Origin of the sequence: Brevundimonas sp. S1H14, assembly GCF_047716865.1 — a bacterium.
GTDB lineage: Bacteria > Pseudomonadota > Alphaproteobacteria > Caulobacterales > Caulobacteraceae > Brevundimonas > Brevundimonas naejangsanensis.
The window spans coordinates 2,781,995-2,802,054 of the sequence record NZ_CP136679.1 but is presented as its reverse complement, the minus strand read 5'-3'; the positions used below and the strand labels follow the sequence as shown (position 1 = coordinate 2,802,054).

Here is a 20,060-nt window from a genome sequence, read left to right as displayed (position 1 = left end):
GCGTCTGTCAGCCCGTCAACGGCGTTCGACGCCGCGCCTCAGACCGAAGACGATGATGACCCCCGCCACCACCAGCGCGAACGCCGCCGCCAGGGCCGTAAAGGCCAGCACCGGCTTGACCTCCTGCTCGGCCACAAAGGCCCCGACCAGACCCCAGGCGATGGGCAGGGGATAGGCCAGGGTCCGCAGCGCCCAGGTCACGCCGATCCCGACAAGGGTGGTGACGACCACGGCCAACACGGCCCAGCCGGTCGGCGACAGGGCGGCGGGCAGGGCCTCGAACGCGGTGGTCACGGTGATCAGGTTCAGGGGCGCCGCGACGGTCAGCCACCCCGCCAGCGCCGCCAGCGGCCAGATCACGAACCACAGGTCGCGCTCCATCGCCCCGGTCGCGCGGATCGTGCGCGCGCTGGCCAACATCGGCAGCAGCAGGGCCAGGAGCGAGGCGAAGATGACGATGACGCTGGCCGCCTTCAGGTTCAGCGCCGCCATCACGATCCAGAAGCCGATGCCGAAAAACGCCACGACCGAGGGCCAGCCCATGCGGTTGATCAACACGCTCTCGCCCGTCTGGGGCAGGGCCTGACGCCCGGCGTAGATCAGGATTCCCAGATACAACAGGCTCCAGATCGAGAAGGCGTAGCCGGCCACCCGCAGCGTCTGGTTTCCATCGGAGGCGAACTCGGCCTGGCTCAGGCCGAAGCCGCCCAGCATCTGAACCAGCGGAACGATGACGGCGAAGACGGCGGCGGCCAGAACGGCGAGGCGTCGCGTCCGCTGGGCGGGGGTGGGACGTTCGATGGCGGTCATGCGTCTCTCCGGCTGAGCTTCGCCGTATCTACGCGCCGGGACCAAGAAGGTTCATCGGCCGATGGAACCGCGGCCGGGCCTCCCGCCTTGCTTTCAGGCCATTGAGAAGGAGGCCGCCATGACCGACCCGAAACAACCGGACCCTATCGAACAGACGCTCGAGGAGGAGGTCGAGACCAACCGCGCCCTGGAGCAGGGCCTGGGCGTCGGCGCTCGCGAACTGGCCGCCATCCATGAATCCGGCGCCGAGGGCACGCTGGAGCGCCTCGATGAGGACGGCGAACCGGTCGAGGAAGAGGTAGAAGTCGGCGACGCCGGCCGCAGCGCCAGCGTCCTGGATCGCAAGGACGGCTGAGGCGCTTGACCGTCGGGACGCAGGGCGGTTCCATCGGTCCATGACCGACGTTCGCTCCCACGATCCACGACCTCAGATCGACGCCCTCATCCGTGAGGCGCGGCAGGCGCGCGAACGGTCGGATGCAGCCGCTCTGGCGGCGGCGGCCGACGCCGTGCTGCGGATCAACCCGCGCGAGCCCCGCGCCCTGGTGTTCAAGGGGGACGCCCTCAGCGCCCAGGGGGATCATCGCTCGGCCATGACCTTTTACGGCGCCGCCCTGGCTCAGGGTCGGGCGATCGCTGCCCCGCCGCCGGACCTGCGGGCGGAACTGCAACACGCGGCCGCCGCCCAGGCCGAGGGCGCGCGCCTCTTCGAGCAGGGCCTGCGCGACGGGCTGGCCAGGCGCGGCTTCGACCCGGCAACCTCCAGTTCGCGCTTCGCCGCCTCGCTGGACCTGATGACGGGCAGGCGGCGGCTCTATTATCAACAGCCCAAATTCTACATGTTCCCTGGCCTGCCGCAGATCGAGTTCCAGCCGCGCGAGACCGTCGTCTGGCTGGCCGAGATCGAGGCGGCGGCGCCCGCCATCCGCGCCGAACTGGACGCCATCCTGTCCGAACCGGCGCTGTTCGCACCCTATATCGAGGATCGGGCCAACCGTCCCCGCAACGATCAGGCGGGCCTGCTGGGCAATGACGCCTGGAGCGCGGTCTTCCTGTGGAAGGACGGGGTCGAGGTTCCTGAGATCGCGGAGCGCTGTCCGCAGACGATGAAGGCGCTGGCGGCGGCGCCTCTATGCCGCATTCCCGGCCGCTCGCCGTCGATCCTGTTCTCGAAGCTGCAGGCGGGCGCGACGATCCCGCCCCATCACGGCCTGATCAACACGCGGCTGATCTGTCATCTGCCGTTGGTCGTGCCGCCGGATTGCTGGTTCCGCGTGGGCGGCGAGGAACGCCAGTGGAGGGCGGGCGAGGCCTGGGCTTTCGACGACACCATCGAGCACGAGGCCGCCAACGACAGCGACCAGGACCGCACCATCCTGATCTTCGATGTCTGGAAGCCCGAGGTCACCGCCGAGGAACAGGACCTGATCCGCGCCCTGTTCGCCACGATCGACGCCAGCGGCTCAGGCGCGCCCAGGCTGGGCGTTTAAACCGCCGCGTAGATGCTCTGGAACAGGATGGCGCCGTCGGCGCTGCCCAGTTCGGCTTCGAACGCACGGTCCGGGTGGGGCATCATGCCCAACACATTGCCGCGCTCGTTCTGCAGGCCCGCGATGTCGCCGACCGAGCCGTTGGGGTTGTCGACGTAGCGGAAGACGACCTGACCCTCGCCCTCGATGCGCTTCAGCGTTTCTTCGTCGGCGTAATAGTTCCCGTCAGCGTTGCCCTGGGTCATGACGATCTCGCGCTGGCCCTGATAGCCCGAGGTGAAGCGGGTCTGGGCGTTGGCGACGGTGATGCTGATGGGCTTGCAGATGTATTTCAGGCTGCTGTTGCGCATCAGGGCGCCCGGCAGCATCCCGGCTTCGCACAGGACCTGGAAGCCGTTGCAGATGCCGACCACGGTGACGCCGTCGTCGGCGGCCTTCTTGACCGCCTGCATGATCGGGGCCTGGGCCGCCATCGCGCCGCAGCGCAGATAGTCGCCATAGGAGAAGCCGCCCGGCAGCACGATCAGATCGAGGCCCTTGGGCAGTTCGGTCTCGGCGTGCCAGACCATCTGGACCTGTTCGCCAGTGGAACGTTCGACGGCGACCTTGCAGTCGCGATCGCAGTTGGAACCGGGGAATACAATGACGGCTGCGCTCATGGCCGGGCCTCCTAGCACCCTTCGTGACGAATGTCAGGCGTCGCTTTGCGGCGCCTTGCGGCCCGTCGCCCAGGCGACGACCCAGACCGCGAAACCGCCCAACGACAGGGCGACGCCGACCCAGCCGGTCGAGGTCCAGCCCCAGCCCGCCGCTACCGCCATGCCGCCCAGCAGGGGGCCGATGGCGTTGGCGGTGTTGAAGGCTGAGTGGTTCAGGGCGGCGGCCAGAGTCTGGGCGTCGCCGGCCACGTCCATCAGCCGGGTCTGCAGCACCGAGCCCAGCCCGCCGCCGCCGCCGATCAGCAGCACGACGATCATCACCGCCCACAGATGGGGCGCGGCGAAGGGATACAGCGCCAGCGCCGCCGCGCTCCACAGCAACAGGCCGCCCGCCGCCGCCATGCCGAAGCGGTCGGCGGCCCAGGCGCCCAGCAGATTGCCCGCCATCATGCCCAGGCCGAACAGGGCGAAGACCCAGGGCAGGACCTCCGGCCCCACGCCCGTCACCGCCTTCAGCGTCGAGGCCAGATAGGCGTAGACCGCGAACATGCCGCCGAAGCCGACGGCGCCCACGCCCAGCGTCAGCCACACCTGACCGCGCTTCAGGGCCCCCAGTTCGCGCCAGGGGCTGGCGTCAGGGTGGGCCGGATCGCGCGGCGCGAACAGGGCGACCAGCGCCATGGTCAGCACCGCCAGAACGCTGACGATGGCGAAGGTCCAGCGCCAGCCGAAATGGTGGCTGACGGCGTTGGCGACTGGCACTCCGATCACCGTGGCGACGGTCAGGCCCAGCAGGATGGTCGAGACCGCACGGGTCCTCAACCGCAGCGGAACCAGCGACGCCGCCACCAGCGCCGCCACGCCGAAATAGGCGCCGTGCGGAATGCCGCTGAGGAAGCGGAAGGCCAGCATCCACTCATAGGTCGGGGCCAGGGCGCTGAGGGCGTTGCCGACGGCGAACAGGGCCATGAAGCCGATCAGCAGCAGCCAGCGCGGCAGGCGCGCGCCCAACACGGCCAGAATCGGCGCCCCGATCACCACGCCCGCGGCATAGGCGCTGATGACATGACCGGCTTTCGGCTCGCTGACGCCCAGTCCCGCCGCGAAATCGGGCAGGACGCTCATGGCGGCGAACTCGGTCACGCCGATGGCGAAGCCGCCCATGGCCAGCGCCAGCAGCACCAGCGCCGCCTTCCCCGGTTCCGCCACGCGCTCGATCCCACTGTCCGGCGCAGCGCAGGCGGGATTGTCGATGCAGGGAGCGTCGGCAGGGGGCATGGAGTGTCGCGATGCAGCAGGGAGAGGTTGCGCTGCAAAATAGGGACGCCGCCCAGGGCATCAACCGCGGCGGCGTCACAGAGACGATCACGCTTTGTGTCGAGGTCTCATCCGAGGCTCAGCCCCGGTTTTCGTAGGTCGCCGTGATCGACGCCTTGGCCAGGGTGTGGAAGTGCAGATTGAAACCGAAGACGGCGCCCGAGTTGTCCTCGGTCACATCCAGCCGCTCCACGTCGACGGCGAAGACGGTGAAGATGTAGCGATGCGGGCCGTGGCCGGGGGGCGGGGCGGCGCCGCCGAAGCCCGGCTCGCCATAGTCGGTGCGGCCCTGAACGGCGTTTTCAGGCAGCCCGCCGCCGCCGACGGCGCCCGCGCCTGCGGCCAGTTCGGTGACATCGGCGGGCAGGTTGGCAACGGTCCAGTGCCAGAAGCCGGACCCGGTGGGAGCGTCGGGGTCATAGCAGGTGACGGCGAAACTCTTGGTTCCTTCCGGAGCGCCGGACCAAGACAGTTGCGGCGAGGTGTTTCCGAACGCCTTGACCTGGGCGTCGGGCAGGACGCCTCCGTCGGAAAAATCGGTCGAAGTGACGGTGAAGCTCATGGCGGCGCTCTCCCTTTGGCGGCGAATTCGATCTTTGAGCTAACGGAAGACTCGCCACGGACGTTGCGTCGCGACATTCTGTCCCTAGCTAAGGTCAAGCTGTCTTGATGAGCGGAGGAACGGGATGCTGCAAGCCCTGTTGGACCGAACCTTTCAGACGCGGGCGATCCGGGTGCGTCTTCCGGACGGTCGGGAACTGACGGCAGGTCCGGGCGAGCCGGAGCTGACGGCCGTGCTGACGGACATGAAGGCGGCGGTCGCCATCGCCGCCAACCCTGACCTCGCCTTGGGCGAGGCCTTCATGGACGGGACGTTCCGGATCGATGGCGGCGGCGTCTACGACTTCCTGCAATTGACGACTTCGCAGATGGCGCTGCGACCGCGTTCGCCGAAGCTCAACTGGATGCAGCGCATCCGGCGAGGGGCGGAACAGGCCAACGACCGCCTGCATGCGCGCAGCAACGTCCACCACCATTACGATCTGACGGTCGATTTCTATCGCCTGTTTCTGGACGAGGACCTGCAATATTCCTGCGCCTTCTTCGAGACGCCGGACGCCAGTCTGGAACAGGCCCAGGTCGCCAAGAAGCGCCGCCTGATCGACAAGCTGTTGCTGGAGCCTGGCCACACCGCCCTGGACATCGGCGCCGGTTGGGGCGGGCTGGGCTTGTCGATGGTCGAGCGCGGCGCGCACGTGACCGGCGTCACCCTGTCCACCGAACAGCACCGCACGGCCAATGAGCGGGCGACGGCGCTGGGCGTCACGGACCGGGCCGACTTCAGGCTTCAGGATTACCGCGACCTGGACCAGACCTTCGACCGCATTATCTCGGTGGGCATGTTCGAGCATGTCGGCGTGCCGAACTATCAGGAGTATTTCGACACCGTCGCCCGCCTGCTGGATGATGACGGGGTGGCGGTGATCCACGCCATCGGCCGCAACTCGCCGCCGAACCGCACCCAGCCGTGGATCCGCAAATATATCTTCCCCGGCGGCTATATCCCCGCCTTGTCGGAAGTTCTGCCCGCCATCGAGCGCGCGGGGTTGTGGGTCACGGACATGGAAATCTTGCGCCTGCACTACGCCGAAACCCTGCGGCATTGGCGTGAGCGGTTCCTGGCCCGACGCGGCGAGGCGCGGGCCATGTATGACGAGCGCTTCTGCCGGATGTGGGAGTTCTATCTGGCCTGCAGCGAGGTCGCCTTCCGCGAACTGGGCCACATGGTCTTCCAGCTGCAGCTGACGAAGAAGCAGACCGCCGTGCCGCTGAGCCGGGACTATCTGTGCGGCTAAGCCTCAGCCGAAAGCAGGATGATAGCGGACGTGGCCCGACCCTTCGATGAGACCGAAGCCCAGCGCCATGAAGTATTCGGGCGGCGGGCCGGGATAGGTCAGGCGCGGGTCCTGAACGAAGCCGAAGCGGCCGTAATAGGCGGGATCGCCCATGACGACGCAGCCGCGCGCGCAGCCTCGGCGCAGGTCGGCGAGGCCCGCTTCGATCAGTTGACGGCCTATGCCCTGGTTCTGGCGATCGGGCGCGACGGATACCGGGCCGAGGCCGAACCAGTCGCCCTCGCCGGGCCATTGAACAGGGGAAAAGGCGGCGTGTCCGACGACCTGGCCATCGACCTCGGCGACCAGCGACAGCGTCAGCGCGTCGGCCTCGCGCAGGGCGTCGATAATGCGCGGTTCTGAGCCGTCGCTGTGCGGATGGCCGTCGAAGGCCGCCGCCGTCAGTGCGCGGATCGCGGCCGGATCCGTTTCCGTTTCAGGCCGCAGGATCATGTCAGGCGACTTCGATCCGGTAGCTTTCGATGACCGTATTGGCCAGCAGGGTCTCGCACATGCGCTTCACCTCGGCATCCTTGTCGGCGACGGCGTCGTCGAGGTCGAACTCGATCAGCTTGCCGACGCGGGCGTTGGCGACGCCGGCCCAGCCCAGACCCTGCAGGGCGCCTTCGACGGCCTTGCCCTGAACGTCCAGAACGCCGGGCTTGAGGAAGACGTGAACTTTAACCTTGGCCATTAATGCAGCCCTCCCTGAATCACGGTCGGCATGTCCTTCATGATGCCGAGGCGGCGGGCCACCTCGGTGTAGCTTTCGATGACGTCGCCCATGTCGCGGCGGAAGCGGTCCTTGTCCAGCTTCTCGCCCGTGGTCGAATCCCACAGGCGGCACGAGTCGGGGCTGATTTCGTCGGCCAGGATGACGCGGCTGAAGTCGTTCTCCCACACGCGGCCGAACTCGATCTTGAAGTCCACCAGGGTGATGCCGACGGCGCCGAACATGCCGCACAGATAGTCGTTCACCCGCACTGTCATGGCCAGGATGTCGTCCAGTTCCTGCGTCGAGGCCCAGTTGAACGCCGTGATGTGCTCTTCGGTCACCATCGGGTCGTTCAGCTCATCCTTCTTGTAGTAGAATTCGATGATCGAACGGGGCAGGGGCGTGCCCTCTTCCTGGCCCAGGCGCTGGGCCAGCGAACCGGCGACGACGTTGCGGCAGACCACTTCCAGCGGGATGATCTCGACTTCGCGGATCAGCTGCTCGCGCAGGTTCAGACGCTTGATGAAGTGATTGGTCACGCCGATCGAGTTCAGGCGCGACATGATGAATTCGCTGATGCGGTTGTTGATGACGCCCTTGCCTTCAAGCGTCGCCTTTTTCTGGGCGTTGAAGGCGGTCGCATCGTCCTTGAAATACTGGATCAGCGTGCCCGGCTCAGGCCCCTCGTACAGGATCTTGGCCTTGCCCTCGTAGAGCTTCTTGCGCTTGGTGTTCATCATCGGGTCCCGGACGGGAAGAAAAACAGATGGCCGCAAAACGAAAAACGCGCGGCCCGAAGGTCGGGGCGGCGCGATCCTGAATCGACGGCGGCTATAACAGAGCCACGCGCCCTTTAACCGAAGGGCGTCTGTGACACAAATATCCTGAAGCGACCCTGCGTCAGCATCCGCGACCGAAGTCTGGTTGCGTTCGCTCGCGCCGGGGGCCATAGAGCCGTTTGCGGGCGAGACTAGCCCGTGACTGGAGTTACGACGCGCATGACGACCTTCGACGATCGGGAACAGGCCTTCGAGGCCAAGTACGCCCTCGATCAGGAACAGGAATTCAAGGCCATCGCGCGTCGCAACAAGATGCTGGGCCTGTGGGCGGCCGAGAAGATGGGCCTGTCGACCGAAAGCGCCGAGCAGTACGCCGCCGCCGTGGTCCGCGCCGACTTCGAGCAGCCGGGCGAGGAAGACGTCTTCCGCAAGGTCGCCGGCGACTTCAAGGGCTCGGGCCTGACGGTGTCCGAGGGCGAGCTGCGCTCCAAGATGGACGAACTGGCCTCGATCGCCCGCGAACAGATCCGCGCCGGCGAATAATTTTCTTCCCCGCGATGGGAATGCAGAAGGGCCGCGACCGGCAAGGTCGCGGCCCTTCTTTCATTTCGCGGCCTTACTTCGGCATCAGCACCGTGTCGATGACGTGGACCACGCCGTTGGACTGGGCCACATCGGCTTGTGTGATCATGGCCTTGCCGCCCTTGGCGTCGGTGATCTCCCACTTGCCGCCGCCCATGTCCTTGGCGGTCAGCTTCTCGCCCTGGACGGTGGTGAGGGTGGCCGTCCCGCCGTTGGCCTGAGCCTGGGCGGCGAGGTCGGCGGCCGTCACGCGGCCGGGCACGACATGATAGGTCAGCAGCTTGGTCAGGGCCGCCTTCTGCGCCGGCTGCATCAGACCTTCGCGCGTTGCGGCCGGAACCTTCTCGAAGGCGGCGTTATCCGGAGCGAAGACGGTGAAGGGGCCGGGGCCCTGCAGCCGCTCGGTCAGGCCTGCGGCCTGCAAGGCGCTGACCAGGGTGGTCAGGTTCGGCGCCTTGGACGCATTGGCGACCAGATTGTCGGACGGATTCATCGCTACGCCGCCGATCATGGGCTCGGTTGTGGCGGGGGCGACGGTCGGGGCTGGCGTCTCGACCGGGGCGGGCTCCTTCCTGGCGTCGTTCTGGCCGCAGGCGGCTAGCGCCAGCAGGGCGAAGCTCGAAACAGCCGCGAGCGTGGCGGTGCGATAAGTCGTCATGGCTTCTCTCCTTCGGTGAACGGGCGGCGCCCGCGTCGGAAGGGATTACGGTTCAGCGCCCGAAAAGGATGCGCGCGAGATCAAATTTTCCGGCGCGATCCGTGAACGGAGGTCGGGCCGATCACCTGTCGGCGGCGACCAGATAGGGGCTCAAAACCGACCATCGCGCCCGTTTTTCATCAAAGGGCCGGGCGTGGGCGGGGCTGGAGGACGGCAGGTCGATCAGGGCGGCAGTGGTCGCGCCCTCCAGGATGCGTCGCCCCGCGCGCGCCGCCGTTCCGCCATTGAAGGCGACGGCTCTCAAGGCCGGGAGACGCGCCGTGAGGGCGATCAGGTCGGCGGCTTCGGGGTTGCGGATGGCGGCGTCCAGACTACCTCGACGTTCAGCCGAGGCGATCACGTCCCACAGCCCGACGCCATGCGTCAGGAGGGCCTCCAGCCGGGCTGGATAGGGCAGGGTGGCCAACGGTATGCCGAGCAAGGCCTCCATCAGCCGCCAGAAGGCGTTGCGCGGGTGGGCGTAGTATTGACCCGCGCTCAGCGAGGCGTCGCCAGGCAGACTGCCGAGAATGAGAACGCGTGTGCGTTCGTCAACGACAGGCGCAAAACCGACCCGGCGGGGCACGGTCAAGCGATCAGCCCTCGCCGAAAACCCTTGCGAAGATCACGTCCACGTTTTTGGTGTGGTAGCCGAGGTCGAACAGGGCCTCGAGCTGGTCGTGGGGCAGGGTGACGCGCGGGTCGGCCTTGAGGAAGTCGATGAAGACGCCCTCGCCGCGCCAGACCTTCATGGCGTTCTCCTGAACCGCCGCATAGGCGTCTTCGCGTGACACGCCCGCCTGGGTCAGGGCCAGCATGACCCGTTGCGAGAAGACCAGGCCGCCCAGGCGGTCGAGGTTCTTCTGCATGTTCTCAGGGTAGACGTTCAGGCGCTCGATCACGCCGGCCAGACGGTGCAGGGCGAAATCCAGATGGATGGTGGCGTCCGGGCCGATGCCGCGCTCGACCGAGGAATGGCTGATGTCCCGCTCGTGCCACAGGGCGACGTTCTCCATCGCCGGGGTCACGGCCGAGCGGACCAGACGGGCGAGGCCGGTCAGGTTCTCGGTCAGGATCGGGTTGCGCTTGTGCGGCATGGCCGACGAGCCCTTCTGACCCTTGTCGAAGAATTCTTCGGCTTCCAGCACTTCGGTGCGCTGCAGGTGGCGGATTTCGACGGCCAGACGTTCGACCGAGGAGGCGACGACGCCGAGGGCGGCGAAATAGGCGGCGTGACGATCGCGCGGGATGACCTGGGTCGAGACCGGCTCGACGCTGAGGCCCATCTGGTCGGCGACGTATTGTTCGACCGCCGGATCGACGTTGGCGAAGGTGCCGACGGCGCCCGAGATGGCGCAGGTGGCGATCTCTTCACGCGCCGTGATCAGACGACGTTTGGCTCGCTGGAACTCGGCGTGATAGCCGGCCAGCTTCAGGCCGAAGGTGACAGGCTCGGCGTGGATGCCGTGCGAGCGGCCCACGGTCGGGGTGTATTTGTGTTCCTTGGCGCGCTTTTCCAGCGCGGCCAGCACCCGGTCGACGCCGCCCAGCAGCAGGTCGGTCGAGCGCGCCAGCTGCACCGCGAAGCAGGTGTCCAGCACGTCCGAAGACGTCATGCCCTGGTGCAGGAAGCGGGCCTCGTCGCCGACGATCTCGGCCACATGCGTCAGGAAGGCGATGACGTCATGCTTGGTGACGCTTTCGATCTCGTCGATGCGGTCGGCGTCGAAGGTCGCGTCCTTGCCCTTGGCCCAGATGGCCTGCGCAGCCTCGGTCGGGATGACGCCCAACTCGGCCATCTTCGTGGCGGCGTGGGCTTCGATCTCGAACCAGATCTTGTACTTGGTCTCTTGCGACCAGATGGCGACGGCGTCGGGGCGGGAATAGCGCGTGATCATGGACGCGTCGTGTCGTTCGCAAGGGCCCCGGAGTCAAGGTTGGCCGGATCGAAGTGGAGGCTTTTGGGCATCACTTCCGCGCGGATCGGCGTTCTGAGGCGTGGAAATCTTGACTGGCCGACGCCCTGTCCCAGATAGAGCGCGCTCAGAGGACGACCTCTCCCATCATGGGCATGACGCCGGGACGACCCGGCACGCCATGCAAGGGAGACTGTCATGGCCTGGATTTTTCTTCTGCTCGCCGGTCTGTTCGAGATCGTCTGGGCCTTCCTGATGAAGATGTCGGAGGGGTTCACCAGGCCGTGGCCGACCATCGGCACCATCGGCTTCATGATCGTCAGCTTCGGCCTGCTGTCGATCGCGATGAAGACGCTGCCGCTGGGGACGGCCTATGTGATCTGGACCGGCATCGGGGCGGTGGGGGCCTTTGTCGTCGGCATCGCCGTGCTGGGCGAGCCGATCACGCCGATGCGCGTTCTCGGCGCCGTGTTGATCGTCAGCGGCCTGGTCGTGCTGAAGCTCGCCTCCAGCCAATAGGGGGGGCGGCGCGGATGTGTCGAGGCTCGGCTCTAGCGCGAGCCGCCGCCCAGCACGGCCTCGGCCACCTGTAGAGGCGCCGGGGCGGGCGGGACGTAGTCGAGGCGGATCGGCACGGCGCGCGCGCCCGCGGCCAGGGCTTCCAGCGTCTTGACCGGCGCGCCCATCATCCGCTGATAGATCCAATAGGCCGCGACGACCTTTTCGACGTATTCGCGGGCCTGAGGCACGTCGATGGTCTCGATCAGCAGCAGGGGGTCGGCGTCGGCGCCCAGCTTGCGGATCGCCGCCAGCATCGGCCCCGGCCCGGCGTTGTAGGAAGCCACCGTCTTCAGCAGGTCGCCCTGGAAGGACTCGATCTGGAACAGGCGGTTCACATAGTCCTGACCCAGCTTCATGTTCACCGCCGGGTCCAGCAGGCGCTGGGGCGTGCGGACATAGCCCTGATCCCCGGTCATGTGGGCGGCGGTGGTCGGCATCACCTGCATCAGCCCATAGGCCCCAGCGCCTGAGCGGGCGTTGGCGTTGAAGTCTGTCTCTTTGCGCGCAATGGCGTAGACGAGGGCCTTCTCGATGGTGAAACCGCCCATCGGCTGCAGTTCGGGCATCGGGTAGCGGATGGCGTCGATGCGGCTGGCCTCGGACTGGGCGGCGCGGCCTGAGGAAACCAGACGATAGAGACCGGCCCACATCTGGCGGGCCGCGTTGTCGCCGCTGGCGGCGCGCAGACCGTTGCGGGCGGCCAGTTCGGCGTCGCTGCGGCGACCGACCTCGTACAGGGCCACCGTGCGGCGGGCGTCCTCGTCAGACTGGATGAAGGCGTTGAGCGCGCGCGTATCGACGCCGAGGGGCTCCGGCGTCAGGGAGGCGCGTTGCAGCGTCGCCTCATAGGGGCGCGGCCCCATGTTCTCGATCACCGGCTCCTCGCCCAGCTGATGCAGGGCGATCTGGCCATAGAAGGTGGCCGGCCAGCGCGCGGCCTGGCGCAGGTATTCGACCACGCGCTCCTGGCGGCCCGACTGGCCCGCCGCCCGCGCCGCCCAGAAGGCGCCGCCGGAGCGCACCCAGGGATCCTCGGTCGGGTCCTGGGCCACGTGCTCAAAGGCGCGGAAGGCCTCGGCGTGCTGATCCATCCGCCAGGCGGCCAGCCCGGCCGTCCACCAGTCGCCGATCTGCTGGCCCATTTCATAGGCGCCGGGCAGATCGTCGTTGTTCAGGGCCACGCGCGCGGCCTTGGCGGGATCGTTGACGCCGCCGTCGCCGGGGCTGGTCAAGCTGGCCCAGGTGCGGCTGATCAGGCCGCCGGGGCGCTTCGGCTCAGCCGCGCCGTCGGGCAGGCGCCGCATGGCCAGGGTGTAGACCCGGTCGGCCATCGGCAGGTCGGAATAGGTCTCAAGCCAGGCCGCCAGTTCGTCATAGGTGGCGACGTGGCTGGGATGGAACAGACGCTCGAACTCGACCTGACCCAGCAGGACGCGGTCCTTGGCCTGACGCGCCGAGTTGCGGGCCAACTCCAGATCGCCGCGACGCAGGGCGTCGAAGGCGGTGGTGTAGCTGAGGCGGTCCTCGCTGCTCAGCGCCGTGGGCGAGGCCTCGGCGACAGCGGCCGTCGCGACATAGGGGCGGGAAGAATCCGCATCCTCGGCAGACGCGGCGCCTGCAACGACGGCGCACAGGGCGAAGGCGAACAGAGACGCACGACGCGTCCGGCGGAAAGAATACATGACGCGGCGGCCCCCTTCGTCGGCGTCGGCCCCGTCTCGATTCGGGATTCTACGACGCTCTGCGGACTGGTCTCCAAGGGGGCAGGATGCCTGAATCAGGCGCCCGGCTCAACCACTTCGCTTCGCAGACGGACGGACAAATCGAGAATATCCTTCCAAACCAGACCCTTGGCCTGGGGTTGGCGCAACAGGAAGGCGGGATGAAGGGTGGCGATGGCGGGCGCGGCGATTCCGCCCTCGGGCAGCCATTCGCGCCATTGCCCGCGCATCCGCATGATGCCGTCGTCGGTCTTCAGCACGGCCTTGGCCGCTGACGCCCCGACCAGCAGCACCGCCCTGGGCTTCAGCAGGGTCGCGGCGCGCTCGACGAAGGGGGCGCAGGCGGCCTGTTCCTGGGGCGTCGGGGCGCGATTTCCGGGCGTCTTCCAGAAGACGGTGTTGGTGATGAAGGCGTCGTCCAGCAGGCCCGCCGCCGTCAGGATGCGGTCCAGAAGCTGTCCGGCCTGACCGACGAAGGGCTGGCCGCGCACGTCTTCCTCGGCGCCGGGGCCTTCGCCGATGATCATCAGCGAGCCCTGCGGATTGCCGCGCGCAAAGACGGCCTGACGGGCGCCCATGGCGCGCAGGGGGCAGCCCTCGAAGGCGGCGATGGCTTCAGCCAGTTCGTCCAGCGTCGACGCACCCGCCGCCAGACGACGGGCCTCGGCCGCCGCCTCATCGACGGACGGCGCCGCGCCGGGCGCGCGCAGGGGCGTCACTGTGGCGGGGCCCTTGGCCGCGACCGGGGCGACGAAGACGGTCCGGTCGACCGGCTCGTCCTCGAAACAGGCGTCCACGCCCGCATCGCGCCAGAAGGCGAACAGGGCCTCTGCGGCAGCCATGTCGACGTAGGGGGCGTTCATAGGACCCTAGGCAATAGGCCTTGACCGCCCCCGCGTCACCTCCCGATAAGGCGAATAACCACGACGACAATGAGGATTGAGGGGATATGGCCGAGGAAATGATCGAAGGCGGCGCCAAGAACGCATGGCAGGAAGCCGTCATCGACAACCTGCCCCCGCTGGAGGCCCTTGTCGGCGCTGAGCGGGAGGTCATGGAATATGACGTCGTCATCGTCGGCGGCGGCCCTGCCGGCCTGTCCGCCGCCATTCGCCTGAAACAACGGGCTGAGAAAGACGGCAAGGACATCTCCGTCGCCGTTCTGGAGAAGTCGGCTGAGATCGGCGGCCACGTCCTGTCCGGCGCCGTCATCGACCCCAAGGCGCTGAACGAACTCTTCCCTGACTGGAAGGAGCGCGGCGCTCCGCTCGAGACGCCCGTCACCAAGGACAAATTCCTGGTGCTGGGCCCGCAGGGGCAGGCGTCCCTGCCGATGTTCGCCCTGCCGCCCTTCATGCACAACGACGGCTGCTATATCGCCTCGCTCGGCAATGTCGCGCGCTGGCTGGCCGAGCAGGCCGAGGCGCTGGGCGTCGAAGTCTATCCCGGCATGGCCGCCAGCCACGTGGTCTGGGAGGAAGAGACCGGCCGGGTGAAGGGCGTCGTCGCGGGCGTCTTCGGCATCGACCGCGAGGGCAAGCCGACCGGCGACTTCCAGCCCGGCCTCGAACTGCACGGCAAATACGTCTTCATCGCCGAGGGCGTGCGCGGCTCGCTGGCCAAGACCATCATGGCCCGCCACAACCTGTGCGACGCCGCCGATCCCCAGAAGTTCGGCATCGGCCTGAAGGAGCTGTGGCAGATCCCGGCCGAGAAGCACCAGCCGGGCCTGGTGCAGCACACGACCGGCTGGCCGCTGGACGACAAGACAGGTGGCGGCTCGTTCCTGTATCACTTCGGCGACCGCTATGTGTCCGTCGGCTTCGTCGTCCACCTGAACTACAAGAACCCCTTCCTGTCGCCGTTCGACGAGTTCCAGCAGTTCAAGCACCATCCCTCGATCGCCCAGCACCTGGAGGGCGGCACGCGCATCTCCTATGGCGCCCGCGCCATCACCGAGGGCGGCTTCCAGTCGGTGCCCAGGCTGGCCTTCCCCGGGGGCGCCCTGATCGGCTGTTCGGCGGGCTTCGTGAACGTGCCGCGCATCAAGGGCAGTCATAACGCGATGAAGACCGGCATGCTGGCCGCCGACGCCGCGTATGACGCCGTCATGGAGGGCCGCGAGGGGGATGTGCTGAACGCCTATCAGTCCGCCTATCTGCGCTCGTGGGTCTATAAGGAGCTGAAGGTCGTCCGCAACGCCAAGCCGATGCTGTCCAAGCTGGGCACGATGATGGGCGGAGCGGTCGGCATGTTCGACCTGTGGGTCAACCACCTGACGGGCGGCTTCTCCTTCTTCGGCACCATGCGCCACGACAAGACCGATGCGGCCTCGACCGAGCCCGCTTCGCAGCACAAGCCGATCACCTATCCCAAGCCGGACGGAAAGCTGTCGTTCGACAAGCTGTCGAGCGTCTTCATCTCCAACACCAACCACGCCGAAGACCAGCCCGCGCACCTGAAGCTGCTGGACCCGTCGGTGCCGATCAACGTCAACCTGCCCAAGTACGGCGAGCCGGCGCGGCTGTATTGCCCGGCCGGGGTGTACGAAGTCGTCTATGCGGACGAGGCGAACCGCGCTGATCCGCGCTTCGTGATCAACGCCCAGAACTGCGTCCACTGCAAAACCTGCGACATCAAGGACCCGTCGCAGAACATCGTCTGGACCACGCCGGAGGGCGGCGGCGGCCCGAACTATCCGAACATGTAAGCGAGCAACCCTCTCCCGGCGGGAGAGGGCTTGAGCGCACGAGAGCGTCAGCGATCGTTCTGGCGCGAAAGGGTGAGGGGCTTGTACCATCAGTCGGCGTAAGCCGTCGCGCGACGGCCTTCGGCCGATTTCACCCGCGAACCCTCACCCTTTCGCCTTGGCCAATCGCCTTCGGCTCTTGGAGGCTCAAGCCCTCTCCCAACAGGAGAGGGATTTGCATGGCGAACTCTTGCGGGCGAAAGGGAAAGCGTGAAGGGTCCGGCCATGCGTTTCGTCTCTTCTCGCCCTGTCCTGTTTCTGGCGGCCTCCGCCCTTGCGCTGTCGCTGGCCGCACCCGTGCTGGCGCAGGAGGCGGCGCCGGAACCCGCGCCCGACGCCCCCTCTCAGGACGCCCCCTCTCAGGATATAGAGACCCACACCGAGCCGAACGGCGACCCGGTTCCGCACATCATCATCGCCGATGAGCCGGAAACGCCCGAAGAACCCAAGATCACGCCCATTCCCGCCGAATGGTCGCCGATCCCGCTGGACGTCCACAGCAACAGCGCCTTCGGCCTCTATCTGGCGGGCCGCAACGCCCTGACCAGCGGCGAGAGCGCGACCGGCGCCGATTATCTGGCCCGCGTCTTCGCCCTGACGCCCGAGCAGCCACGCGTGCGCGAACAGGCCTTCACCGCCGCCCTTCTGGCGGGCGACCTGAATGAGGCGGGGCGTATCGCGCCGACCGATCCCGAGGTCTCGCCGGTCATCGTTCAGGCCGGGCGACTGGTGCAGGCGGTGCAGGCCTATGCCGGGGGCGACGCGCGCCGGGCCAACGCCCTGTTGATCGCCGCCCCTGTGGGCGAGCCGCACGACCGCGCCGGTTTCTATGTCCAAGCCTGGATCGCCGCCGCAGCCGGGGACTGGGATCGCGCCCTGGCCATGCCGCCGGCCGATTTCGACCCGGTCAGCAATCTGGTCGCGCGGGGCAATCGCGCCCGCCTGCTGGAGCAGCGCCGTCGTTATGCCGAGGCCGACGCCGAATGGCGGGACCTGACCAGCCACGCCCTGGCCGGCGCCCTGTTCCGCCTGCCCTACGGCGAGTTTCTGGAGCGGCGCGGCCGTCGCGACGAGGCTCTGGTTCAGTATGACGCCGCCGTTACCGCCCGCACCGCCGACCGTCGGGTCATGGAGGGGCGCGAACGGGTGTTGTCCAAGGCCCGGCCGCCCGCCTTGCTGAACTACCGGGAGGGCGCCGCCCAGGCGCTGCGCACCGCCGCCGATCAGATGATCGCCCAGCGCGCCCATGAGTTCGGCGCCGTCTATCTGCGTCTGGCCCAGAACCTGGCGCCCAGCGACAACACCCAACTGCTGATCGGCCAGACCCTGATCCAGGGCGGGATCGAGCCTGCGGGCCGGGCAGCTCTGGCCGAGGTCAGCGCGGTGTCGCCCGCGACCTACGCCGCCGCACGTGTGCAGATGGCCATCAGCCTCGCCAAGGCCGACCGTGACGACGAGGCCCTGATCGAGCTGCAGCGCGCGGCTTCGGTGCGGCCCGAAGAGGCGGCGGTGGCCTATATGTTGGCCAGCCAGCTGTTGCAGATGCAGCGGCACGAGGAAGCGCTGGAGCTTCTGAACGGCCCTCTGCTGAATACTGAGGATCAGGGCTTCGAGGTTCATTTCCTGCGCGGCGCCGCCTATGAATCGCTGGATCGGGATACCGAGGCCGAGGCCGAGCTGTGGGCCGCCCTGCAGATGCAGCCCGACAATCCGACCCTGTTGAATTATCTCGGCTATCTGTGGGTCGATACGGGGACGCGGGTGGAGGAGGGCGCCGCCATGATCGCCCGCGCCCATGCCGCTGATCCCAAGGACGGCAACATCCAGGACTCGCTCGGTTGGGCCCAGTTCCGTCAGGGACAGTATGAGACGGCGGTGGTCAATCTTGAGGGCGCCGTCGACAAGGAGCCCGCCAACGCCGAGATCAACGACCATCTCGGCGACGCCTATTGGGCGGTCGGGCGTCAGCGCGAGGCGGGCTTTCAGTGGAACCGCGTCCTGACGCTGGAGGTTGACGACAAGCGTCGCGCCGAGGTCGAGGCCAAGCTGCGCGATCGCCTGGGGCAGGACCCGACCGGGGACAAGGGGCTGGGCTCTGCGGGCGGCGCGGCCGACTGACGCCATGTCGACCCATGACGCCCCGAGCGATGACGCCCTGAGCGGACTGGCGCCCGCCAAGATCAACCTGCTGCTGCACGTTGGGGCGGTGCAGGCCGACGGCTATCATCCGCTGGTCAGTCTGGCCGCCTTCGCCGATATCGGCGACCGGGTGACCGTGCGTCGCGCCGAGGCTCTGTCGCTGACGGTCGAGGGGCCGTTCGCGGGCGGGCTGGAGGCGGACGGCGACAACCTGATCATCAAGGCCTTGCTCGCGCTGGGCGAGGCGGCGGCGATCGGCGCGCCGCCCGTGGCGGTCACGCTGGACAAGCGCCTGCCCATCGCCGCGGGGCTGGGCGGTGGCTCGGCGGATGCAGGGGCGGCGCTGCGGTTGACGGCGCGGCTGCTGGAGCTCGATCTGCCGGAAGACGAACTGGAACGCCTCGCCCTTGCCGCCGGAGCGGACGGACCCATGTGCCTGCGCGCTCGCCCGGCCTGGGCCTCTGGCGTCGGCGAGGCGCTGGAAGACGAGCCGCGTCTGCCGACCCTGCACGGCGTTTTGCTGAACCCCGGCCTGCCGTCGCCGACGGGCGCCGTCTATCGCGCTTATGACGCCGCGCCCGCCGCCGGGGCGGGTCGGCCGCCGTCGCCTGACGACTGGTCGGTCGCCTCTGTCATCGACTGGCTGTCGGCGCAGAGGAACGATCTGGAGGCGCCCGCCCTGTCGGTCACGCCGGGAATCTCAGATGCGCTGGCCGCCATGCGCGCTGCGCCAGACTGTCGCCTGACGCGGATGTCGGGCTCGGGAGCCACGGTCTTCGGCCTGTTCGATGATCGTGCGGCGGCGATCGAGGCGGCCTTCGCGCTTGATCGGCCAGGCTGGTGGTCGCGGCCGGTGGTGTTGGGCGCGCCGGATATCGAGCCGCGTTCGGTAATTTAACCGGATTTACAGCCCCTGCGGTCAAGCTGGCGGCCATGACCCAGCTCACCCTTGAACAGATCGCCGCCTTTGACCGCGCCCTGTCGCGCCTGTCGCCCGCCGACCGCGCCCGTGTCGAAGAGATCAAGGACGCCGCGGCCAGCGCCGCCGCCGAAGTCGCGCCTCACTGGGATTTCGGCCTGCCTGCGCGGACGGTGGACGGGATTCTGGGCGATGGCGCGAACGACGACCAGAGGCGCGGGCTGATCGCCGCCTGGGCGCTGGAGTTGCCGCGTCGCATCGCCGTCGAGCGTCTGCCGCAGGCTGTGCTGGCAGGCTATCCGACATATGTGGACCGTCTGGCGGCGTATCTCGATAGCGGGGCGGACCCGTATGATCCCGACTTCTGGGCCAAGGACGTGCGCGTCTCACTGGCGCTCAGCGTGCCGGGCAGCAACACCCAGATGCTGGACCTGTCTTCGCCCGTCGGGCCCGGTCTGGTGGTGCGGCACATGCTGGGCGGACGCGGACCCGGCCCCCTGATCGCCTGGGTCCAGGCGGGCGGCTGGCGGCCCTGGCTGGAGACCCACACCGAGGCGCGCGACCTGTCGGACTTCAACGAGCCGGGCTGGGAGCGGAACTGGGCCGCCGCCGCCGCCCTGTTGCAGACGCGGCCGGACCTGGCGGGCGTCATCGGCTCCAGCTGGTTTTTCGATCCGCCGCTGGAGACCATCAGTCCCCGCCTGACCTATCTACGGACGACGCCGGTGAACAACGGGGCCTTCATGATCCATCAGGGCGGCGGCGAGATCCACGACGAACGCGCCTCCGCCTCCTCGCCCACGCGCCGCGTCATGATCGAGACGGGCGAATACAGCGCCTGCTCCTGGCTGCTGTGCTGGCCGCGCAGGCCGCTGATCCGCTGGGCGACGCAGCAAGGTCTCATCTGAGGGTGGAGAGGCTGCAAACTCCAACCTATCAGGTGCGACATCTTGGCGCGCCGTGTCCGGATCTCTTGGCTGAGCCGAGGAACGAAATCTCGTGCTCGCTTGCCGGCGGCGCTCGAGAAAGCGGGGTTCGGAGAAAAATTCTAATTTCAAACAGTCGAAGCGTGGCCGTATCGTAAAATCCTCATCGTGAAGAAGAACCTCCG

21 protein-coding genes are annotated in these 20,060 nt (G+C 67.8%); 9 read left to right on the top strand and 12 right to left on the bottom strand.

From position 1 onward, the window contains the following. Positions 1–15: 15 nt before the first annotated feature. Positions 16–810: a hypothetical protein gene (locus RSD66_RS13570; RefSeq protein WP_415288258.1), complete on the bottom strand. Its 795-nt coding sequence runs from the start codon at positions 808–810 to the stop codon at positions 16–18. A gap of 118 nt (positions 811–928) precedes the next feature. On the opposite strand from RSD66_RS13570, the gene RSD66_RS13565 reads away from it, so the two are divergent. Together RSD66_RS13565 and RSD66_RS13560 are read left to right on the top strand one after the other, a co-directional pair. Continuing rightward, complete coding sequence (locus RSD66_RS13565) at positions 929–1,165, top strand: hypothetical protein (RefSeq protein WP_415288257.1); 237 nt, start codon at positions 929–931, stop codon at positions 1,163–1,165. A 40-nt stretch (positions 1,166–1,205) separates the two neighbouring features. Further along, the gene (locus tag RSD66_RS13560) at positions 1,206–2,300 is read left to right on the top strand and encodes an aspartyl/asparaginyl beta-hydroxylase domain-containing protein (protein WP_415288255.1); all 1,095 of its coding nucleotides are present in this window, start codon (positions 1,206–1,208) and stop codon (positions 2,298–2,300) included. Here the strand turns inward: RSD66_RS13560 and purQ are convergent. From purQ to RSD66_RS13545, 3 genes are all read right to left on the bottom strand, one after another. Then, positions 2,297–2,959, bottom strand: coding sequence for a phosphoribosylformylglycinamidine synthase subunit PurQ (gene purQ, locus RSD66_RS13555; RefSeq protein ID WP_024354691.1), 663 nt, complete (start codon positions 2,957–2,959; stop codon positions 2,297–2,299). The genes RSD66_RS13560 and purQ overlap by 4 nt on opposite strands. Positions 2,960–2,992: 33 nt before the next feature. Beyond that, the gene (locus RSD66_RS13550; RefSeq protein WP_415288253.1) at positions 2,993–4,237 is read right to left on the bottom strand and encodes an MFS transporter; all 1,245 of its coding nucleotides are present in this window, start codon (positions 4,235–4,237) and stop codon (positions 2,993–2,995) included. 118 nt (positions 4,238–4,355) lie between these two features. Continuing rightward, positions 4,356–4,838, bottom strand: coding sequence for a YbhB/YbcL family Raf kinase inhibitor-like protein (locus RSD66_RS13545; protein WP_119413462.1), 483 nt, complete (start codon positions 4,836–4,838; stop codon positions 4,356–4,358). A gap of 124 nt (positions 4,839–4,962) precedes the next feature. Between RSD66_RS13545 and RSD66_RS13540 the strand changes: the two genes are divergently transcribed. After that, the gene (locus tag RSD66_RS13540; RefSeq protein WP_415288251.1) at positions 4,963–6,132 is read left to right on the top strand and encodes a class I SAM-dependent methyltransferase; all 1,170 of its coding nucleotides are present in this window, start codon (positions 4,963–4,965) and stop codon (positions 6,130–6,132) included. Between the two features lie 3 nt (positions 6,133–6,135). Here the strand turns inward: RSD66_RS13540 and RSD66_RS13535 are convergent, their stop codons facing one another. From RSD66_RS13535 to purC, 3 genes are read right to left on the bottom strand one after another with little or no spacing between them, the layout of a single operon-like run. Further along, the gene (locus RSD66_RS13535) at positions 6,136–6,624 is read right to left on the bottom strand and encodes a GNAT family N-acetyltransferase (RefSeq protein WP_119413464.1); all 489 of its coding nucleotides are present in this window, start codon (positions 6,622–6,624) and stop codon (positions 6,136–6,138) included. Position 6,625: 1 nt separating this feature from the next. Continuing rightward, the gene (gene purS / locus RSD66_RS13530; protein WP_119413465.1) at positions 6,626–6,865 is read right to left on the bottom strand and encodes a phosphoribosylformylglycinamidine synthase subunit PurS; all 240 of its coding nucleotides are present in this window, start codon (positions 6,863–6,865) and stop codon (positions 6,626–6,628) included. Next, positions 6,865–7,623, bottom strand: coding sequence for a phosphoribosylaminoimidazolesuccinocarboxamide synthase (purC, locus tag RSD66_RS13525; protein WP_119413497.1), 759 nt, complete (start codon positions 7,621–7,623; stop codon positions 6,865–6,867). The genes purS and purC overlap by 1 nt, the downstream gene beginning before the upstream one ends. 261 nt (positions 7,624–7,884) lie before the next feature. Between purC and RSD66_RS13520 the strand changes: the two genes are divergently transcribed. Beyond that, the gene (locus RSD66_RS13520) at positions 7,885–8,208 is read left to right on the top strand and encodes a DUF1476 domain-containing protein (protein ID WP_024354697.1); all 324 of its coding nucleotides are present in this window, start codon (positions 7,885–7,887) and stop codon (positions 8,206–8,208) included. A 73-nt stretch (positions 8,209–8,281) separates the two neighbouring features. On the opposite strand, the gene RSD66_RS13515 is transcribed toward RSD66_RS13520, so the two are convergent. The 3 genes from RSD66_RS13515 to purB all read right to left on the bottom strand — a co-directional run bounded on the left by RSD66_RS13515 (position 8,282) and on the right by purB (position 10,842). Then, positions 8,282–8,905, bottom strand: coding sequence for a fasciclin domain-containing protein (locus RSD66_RS13515; protein ID WP_024354698.1), 624 nt, complete (start codon positions 8,903–8,905; stop codon positions 8,282–8,284). 121 nt (positions 8,906–9,026) lie between these two features. Then, entirely contained in the window at positions 9,027–9,536 is a 510-nt protein-coding gene (locus tag RSD66_RS13510) for a DNA-deoxyinosine glycosylase (protein ID WP_119413466.1), read from the bottom strand. 4 nt (positions 9,537–9,540) lie between these two features. Continuing rightward, a complete protein-coding gene (purB, locus tag RSD66_RS13505) occupies positions 9,541–10,842 on the bottom strand; it encodes an adenylosuccinate lyase (RefSeq protein WP_415288248.1) in 1,302 nt (433 codons plus the stop codon). Positions 10,843–11,058: 216 nt separating this feature from the next. Between purB and RSD66_RS13500 the strand changes: the two genes are divergently transcribed. Beyond that, positions 11,059–11,379 carry a DMT family transporter gene (locus RSD66_RS13500; protein ID WP_024354701.1) on the top strand — a complete coding sequence of 107 codons (321 nt, stop codon included), beginning with the start codon at positions 11,059–11,061 and terminating at the stop codon, positions 11,377–11,379. A gap of 32 nt (positions 11,380–11,411) precedes the next feature. Here RSD66_RS13500 and RSD66_RS13495 read toward each other — a convergent pair whose 3' ends face one another. Together RSD66_RS13495 and RSD66_RS13490 are read right to left on the bottom strand one after the other, a co-directional pair. Next, the gene (locus RSD66_RS13495) at positions 11,412–13,103 is read right to left on the bottom strand and encodes a lytic transglycosylase domain-containing protein (protein WP_415288247.1); all 1,692 of its coding nucleotides are present in this window, start codon (positions 13,101–13,103) and stop codon (positions 11,412–11,414) included. A gap of 95 nt (positions 13,104–13,198) precedes the next feature. Beyond that, positions 13,199–14,005, bottom strand: a complete 807-nt coding sequence (locus tag RSD66_RS13490; RefSeq protein WP_415288245.1) for a uracil-DNA glycosylase — start codon at positions 14,003–14,005, stop codon at positions 13,199–13,201. Between the two features lie 191 nt (positions 14,006–14,196). On the opposite strand from RSD66_RS13490, the gene RSD66_RS13485 reads away from it, so the two are divergent. The 4 genes from RSD66_RS13485 to RSD66_RS13470 all read left to right on the top strand — a co-directional run bounded on the left by RSD66_RS13485 (position 14,197) and on the right by RSD66_RS13470 (position 19,857). Further along, a complete protein-coding gene (locus tag RSD66_RS13485; protein ID WP_415289598.1) occupies positions 14,197–15,852 on the top strand; it encodes an electron transfer flavoprotein-ubiquinone oxidoreductase in 1,656 nt (551 codons plus the stop codon). Positions 15,853–16,116: 264 nt separating this feature from the next. Then, positions 16,117–18,009 carry a tetratricopeptide repeat protein gene (locus RSD66_RS13480; RefSeq protein WP_415288244.1) on the top strand — a complete coding sequence of 631 codons (1,893 nt, stop codon included), beginning with the start codon at positions 16,117–16,119 and terminating at the stop codon, positions 18,007–18,009. A 4-nt stretch (positions 18,010–18,013) separates the two neighbouring features. Further along, entirely contained in the window at positions 18,014–18,928 is a 915-nt protein-coding gene (locus RSD66_RS13475; protein WP_415288242.1) for a 4-(cytidine 5'-diphospho)-2-C-methyl-D-erythritol kinase, read from the top strand. A gap of 35 nt (positions 18,929–18,963) precedes the next feature. Further along, positions 18,964–19,857, top strand: a complete 894-nt coding sequence (locus RSD66_RS13470; RefSeq protein ID WP_415288240.1) for a hypothetical protein — start codon at positions 18,964–18,966, stop codon at positions 19,855–19,857. The last annotated feature ends 203 nt before the right edge of the window (positions 19,858–20,060 follow it).

What these genes read in the sequence shown, in the direction of transcription:
- RSD66_RS13570 (WP_415288258.1), bottom strand. Translation starts at nt 810, where the DNA reads ATGACCGCCATCGAACGTCCCACCCCCGCCCAGCGGACGCGACGCCTC.
- RSD66_RS13565 (WP_415288257.1), top strand. Translation starts at nt 929, where the DNA reads ATGACCGACCCGAAACAACCGGACCCTATCGAACAGACGCTCGAGGAG.
- RSD66_RS13560 (WP_415288255.1), top strand. Translation starts at nt 1,206, where the DNA reads ATGACCGACGTTCGCTCCCACGATCCACGACCTCAGATCGACGCCCTC.
- purQ (WP_024354691.1), bottom strand. Translation starts at nt 2,959, where the DNA reads ATGAGCGCAGCCGTCATTGTATTCCCCGGTTCCAACTGCGATCGCGAC.
- RSD66_RS13550 (WP_415288253.1), bottom strand. Translation starts at nt 4,237, where the DNA reads ATGCCCCCTGCCGACGCTCCCTGCATCGACAATCCCGCCTGCGCTGCG.
- RSD66_RS13545 (WP_119413462.1), bottom strand. Translation starts at nt 4,838, where the DNA reads ATGAGCTTCACCGTCACTTCGACCGATTTTTCCGACGGAGGCGTCCTG.
- RSD66_RS13540 (WP_415288251.1), top strand. Translation starts at nt 4,963, where the DNA reads ATGCTGCAAGCCCTGTTGGACCGAACCTTTCAGACGCGGGCGATCCGG.
- RSD66_RS13535 (WP_119413464.1), bottom strand. Translation starts at nt 6,624, where the DNA reads ATGATCCTGCGGCCTGAAACGGAAACGGATCCGGCCGCGATCCGCGCA.
- purS (WP_119413465.1), bottom strand. Translation starts at nt 6,865, where the DNA reads ATGGCCAAGGTTAAAGTTCACGTCTTCCTCAAGCCCGGCGTTCTGGAC.
- purC (WP_119413497.1), bottom strand. Translation starts at nt 7,623, where the DNA reads ATGAACACCAAGCGCAAGAAGCTCTACGAGGGCAAGGCCAAGATCCTG.
- RSD66_RS13520 (WP_024354697.1), top strand. Translation starts at nt 7,885, where the DNA reads ATGACGACCTTCGACGATCGGGAACAGGCCTTCGAGGCCAAGTACGCC.
- RSD66_RS13515 (WP_024354698.1), bottom strand. Translation starts at nt 8,905, where the DNA reads ATGACGACTTATCGCACCGCCACGCTCGCGGCTGTTTCGAGCTTCGCC.
- purB (WP_415288248.1), bottom strand. Translation starts at nt 10,842, where the DNA reads ATGATCACGCGCTATTCCCGCCCCGACGCCGTCGCCATCTGGTCGCAA.
- RSD66_RS13500 (WP_024354701.1), top strand. Translation starts at nt 11,059, where the DNA reads ATGGCCTGGATTTTTCTTCTGCTCGCCGGTCTGTTCGAGATCGTCTGG.
- RSD66_RS13495 (WP_415288247.1), bottom strand. Translation starts at nt 13,103, where the DNA reads ATGTATTCTTTCCGCCGGACGCGTCGTGCGTCTCTGTTCGCCTTCGCC.
- RSD66_RS13490 (WP_415288245.1), bottom strand. Translation starts at nt 14,005, where the DNA reads ATGAACGCCCCCTACGTCGACATGGCTGCCGCAGAGGCCCTGTTCGCC.
- RSD66_RS13485 (WP_415289598.1), top strand. Translation starts at nt 14,197, where the DNA reads ATGGAATATGACGTCGTCATCGTCGGCGGCGGCCCTGCCGGCCTGTCC.
- RSD66_RS13480 (WP_415288244.1), top strand. Translation starts at nt 16,117, where the DNA reads ATGCGTTTCGTCTCTTCTCGCCCTGTCCTGTTTCTGGCGGCCTCCGCC.
- RSD66_RS13475 (WP_415288242.1), top strand. Translation starts at nt 18,014, where the DNA reads ATGTCGACCCATGACGCCCCGAGCGATGACGCCCTGAGCGGACTGGCG.
- RSD66_RS13470 (WP_415288240.1), top strand. Translation starts at nt 18,964, where the DNA reads ATGACCCAGCTCACCCTTGAACAGATCGCCGCCTTTGACCGCGCCCTG.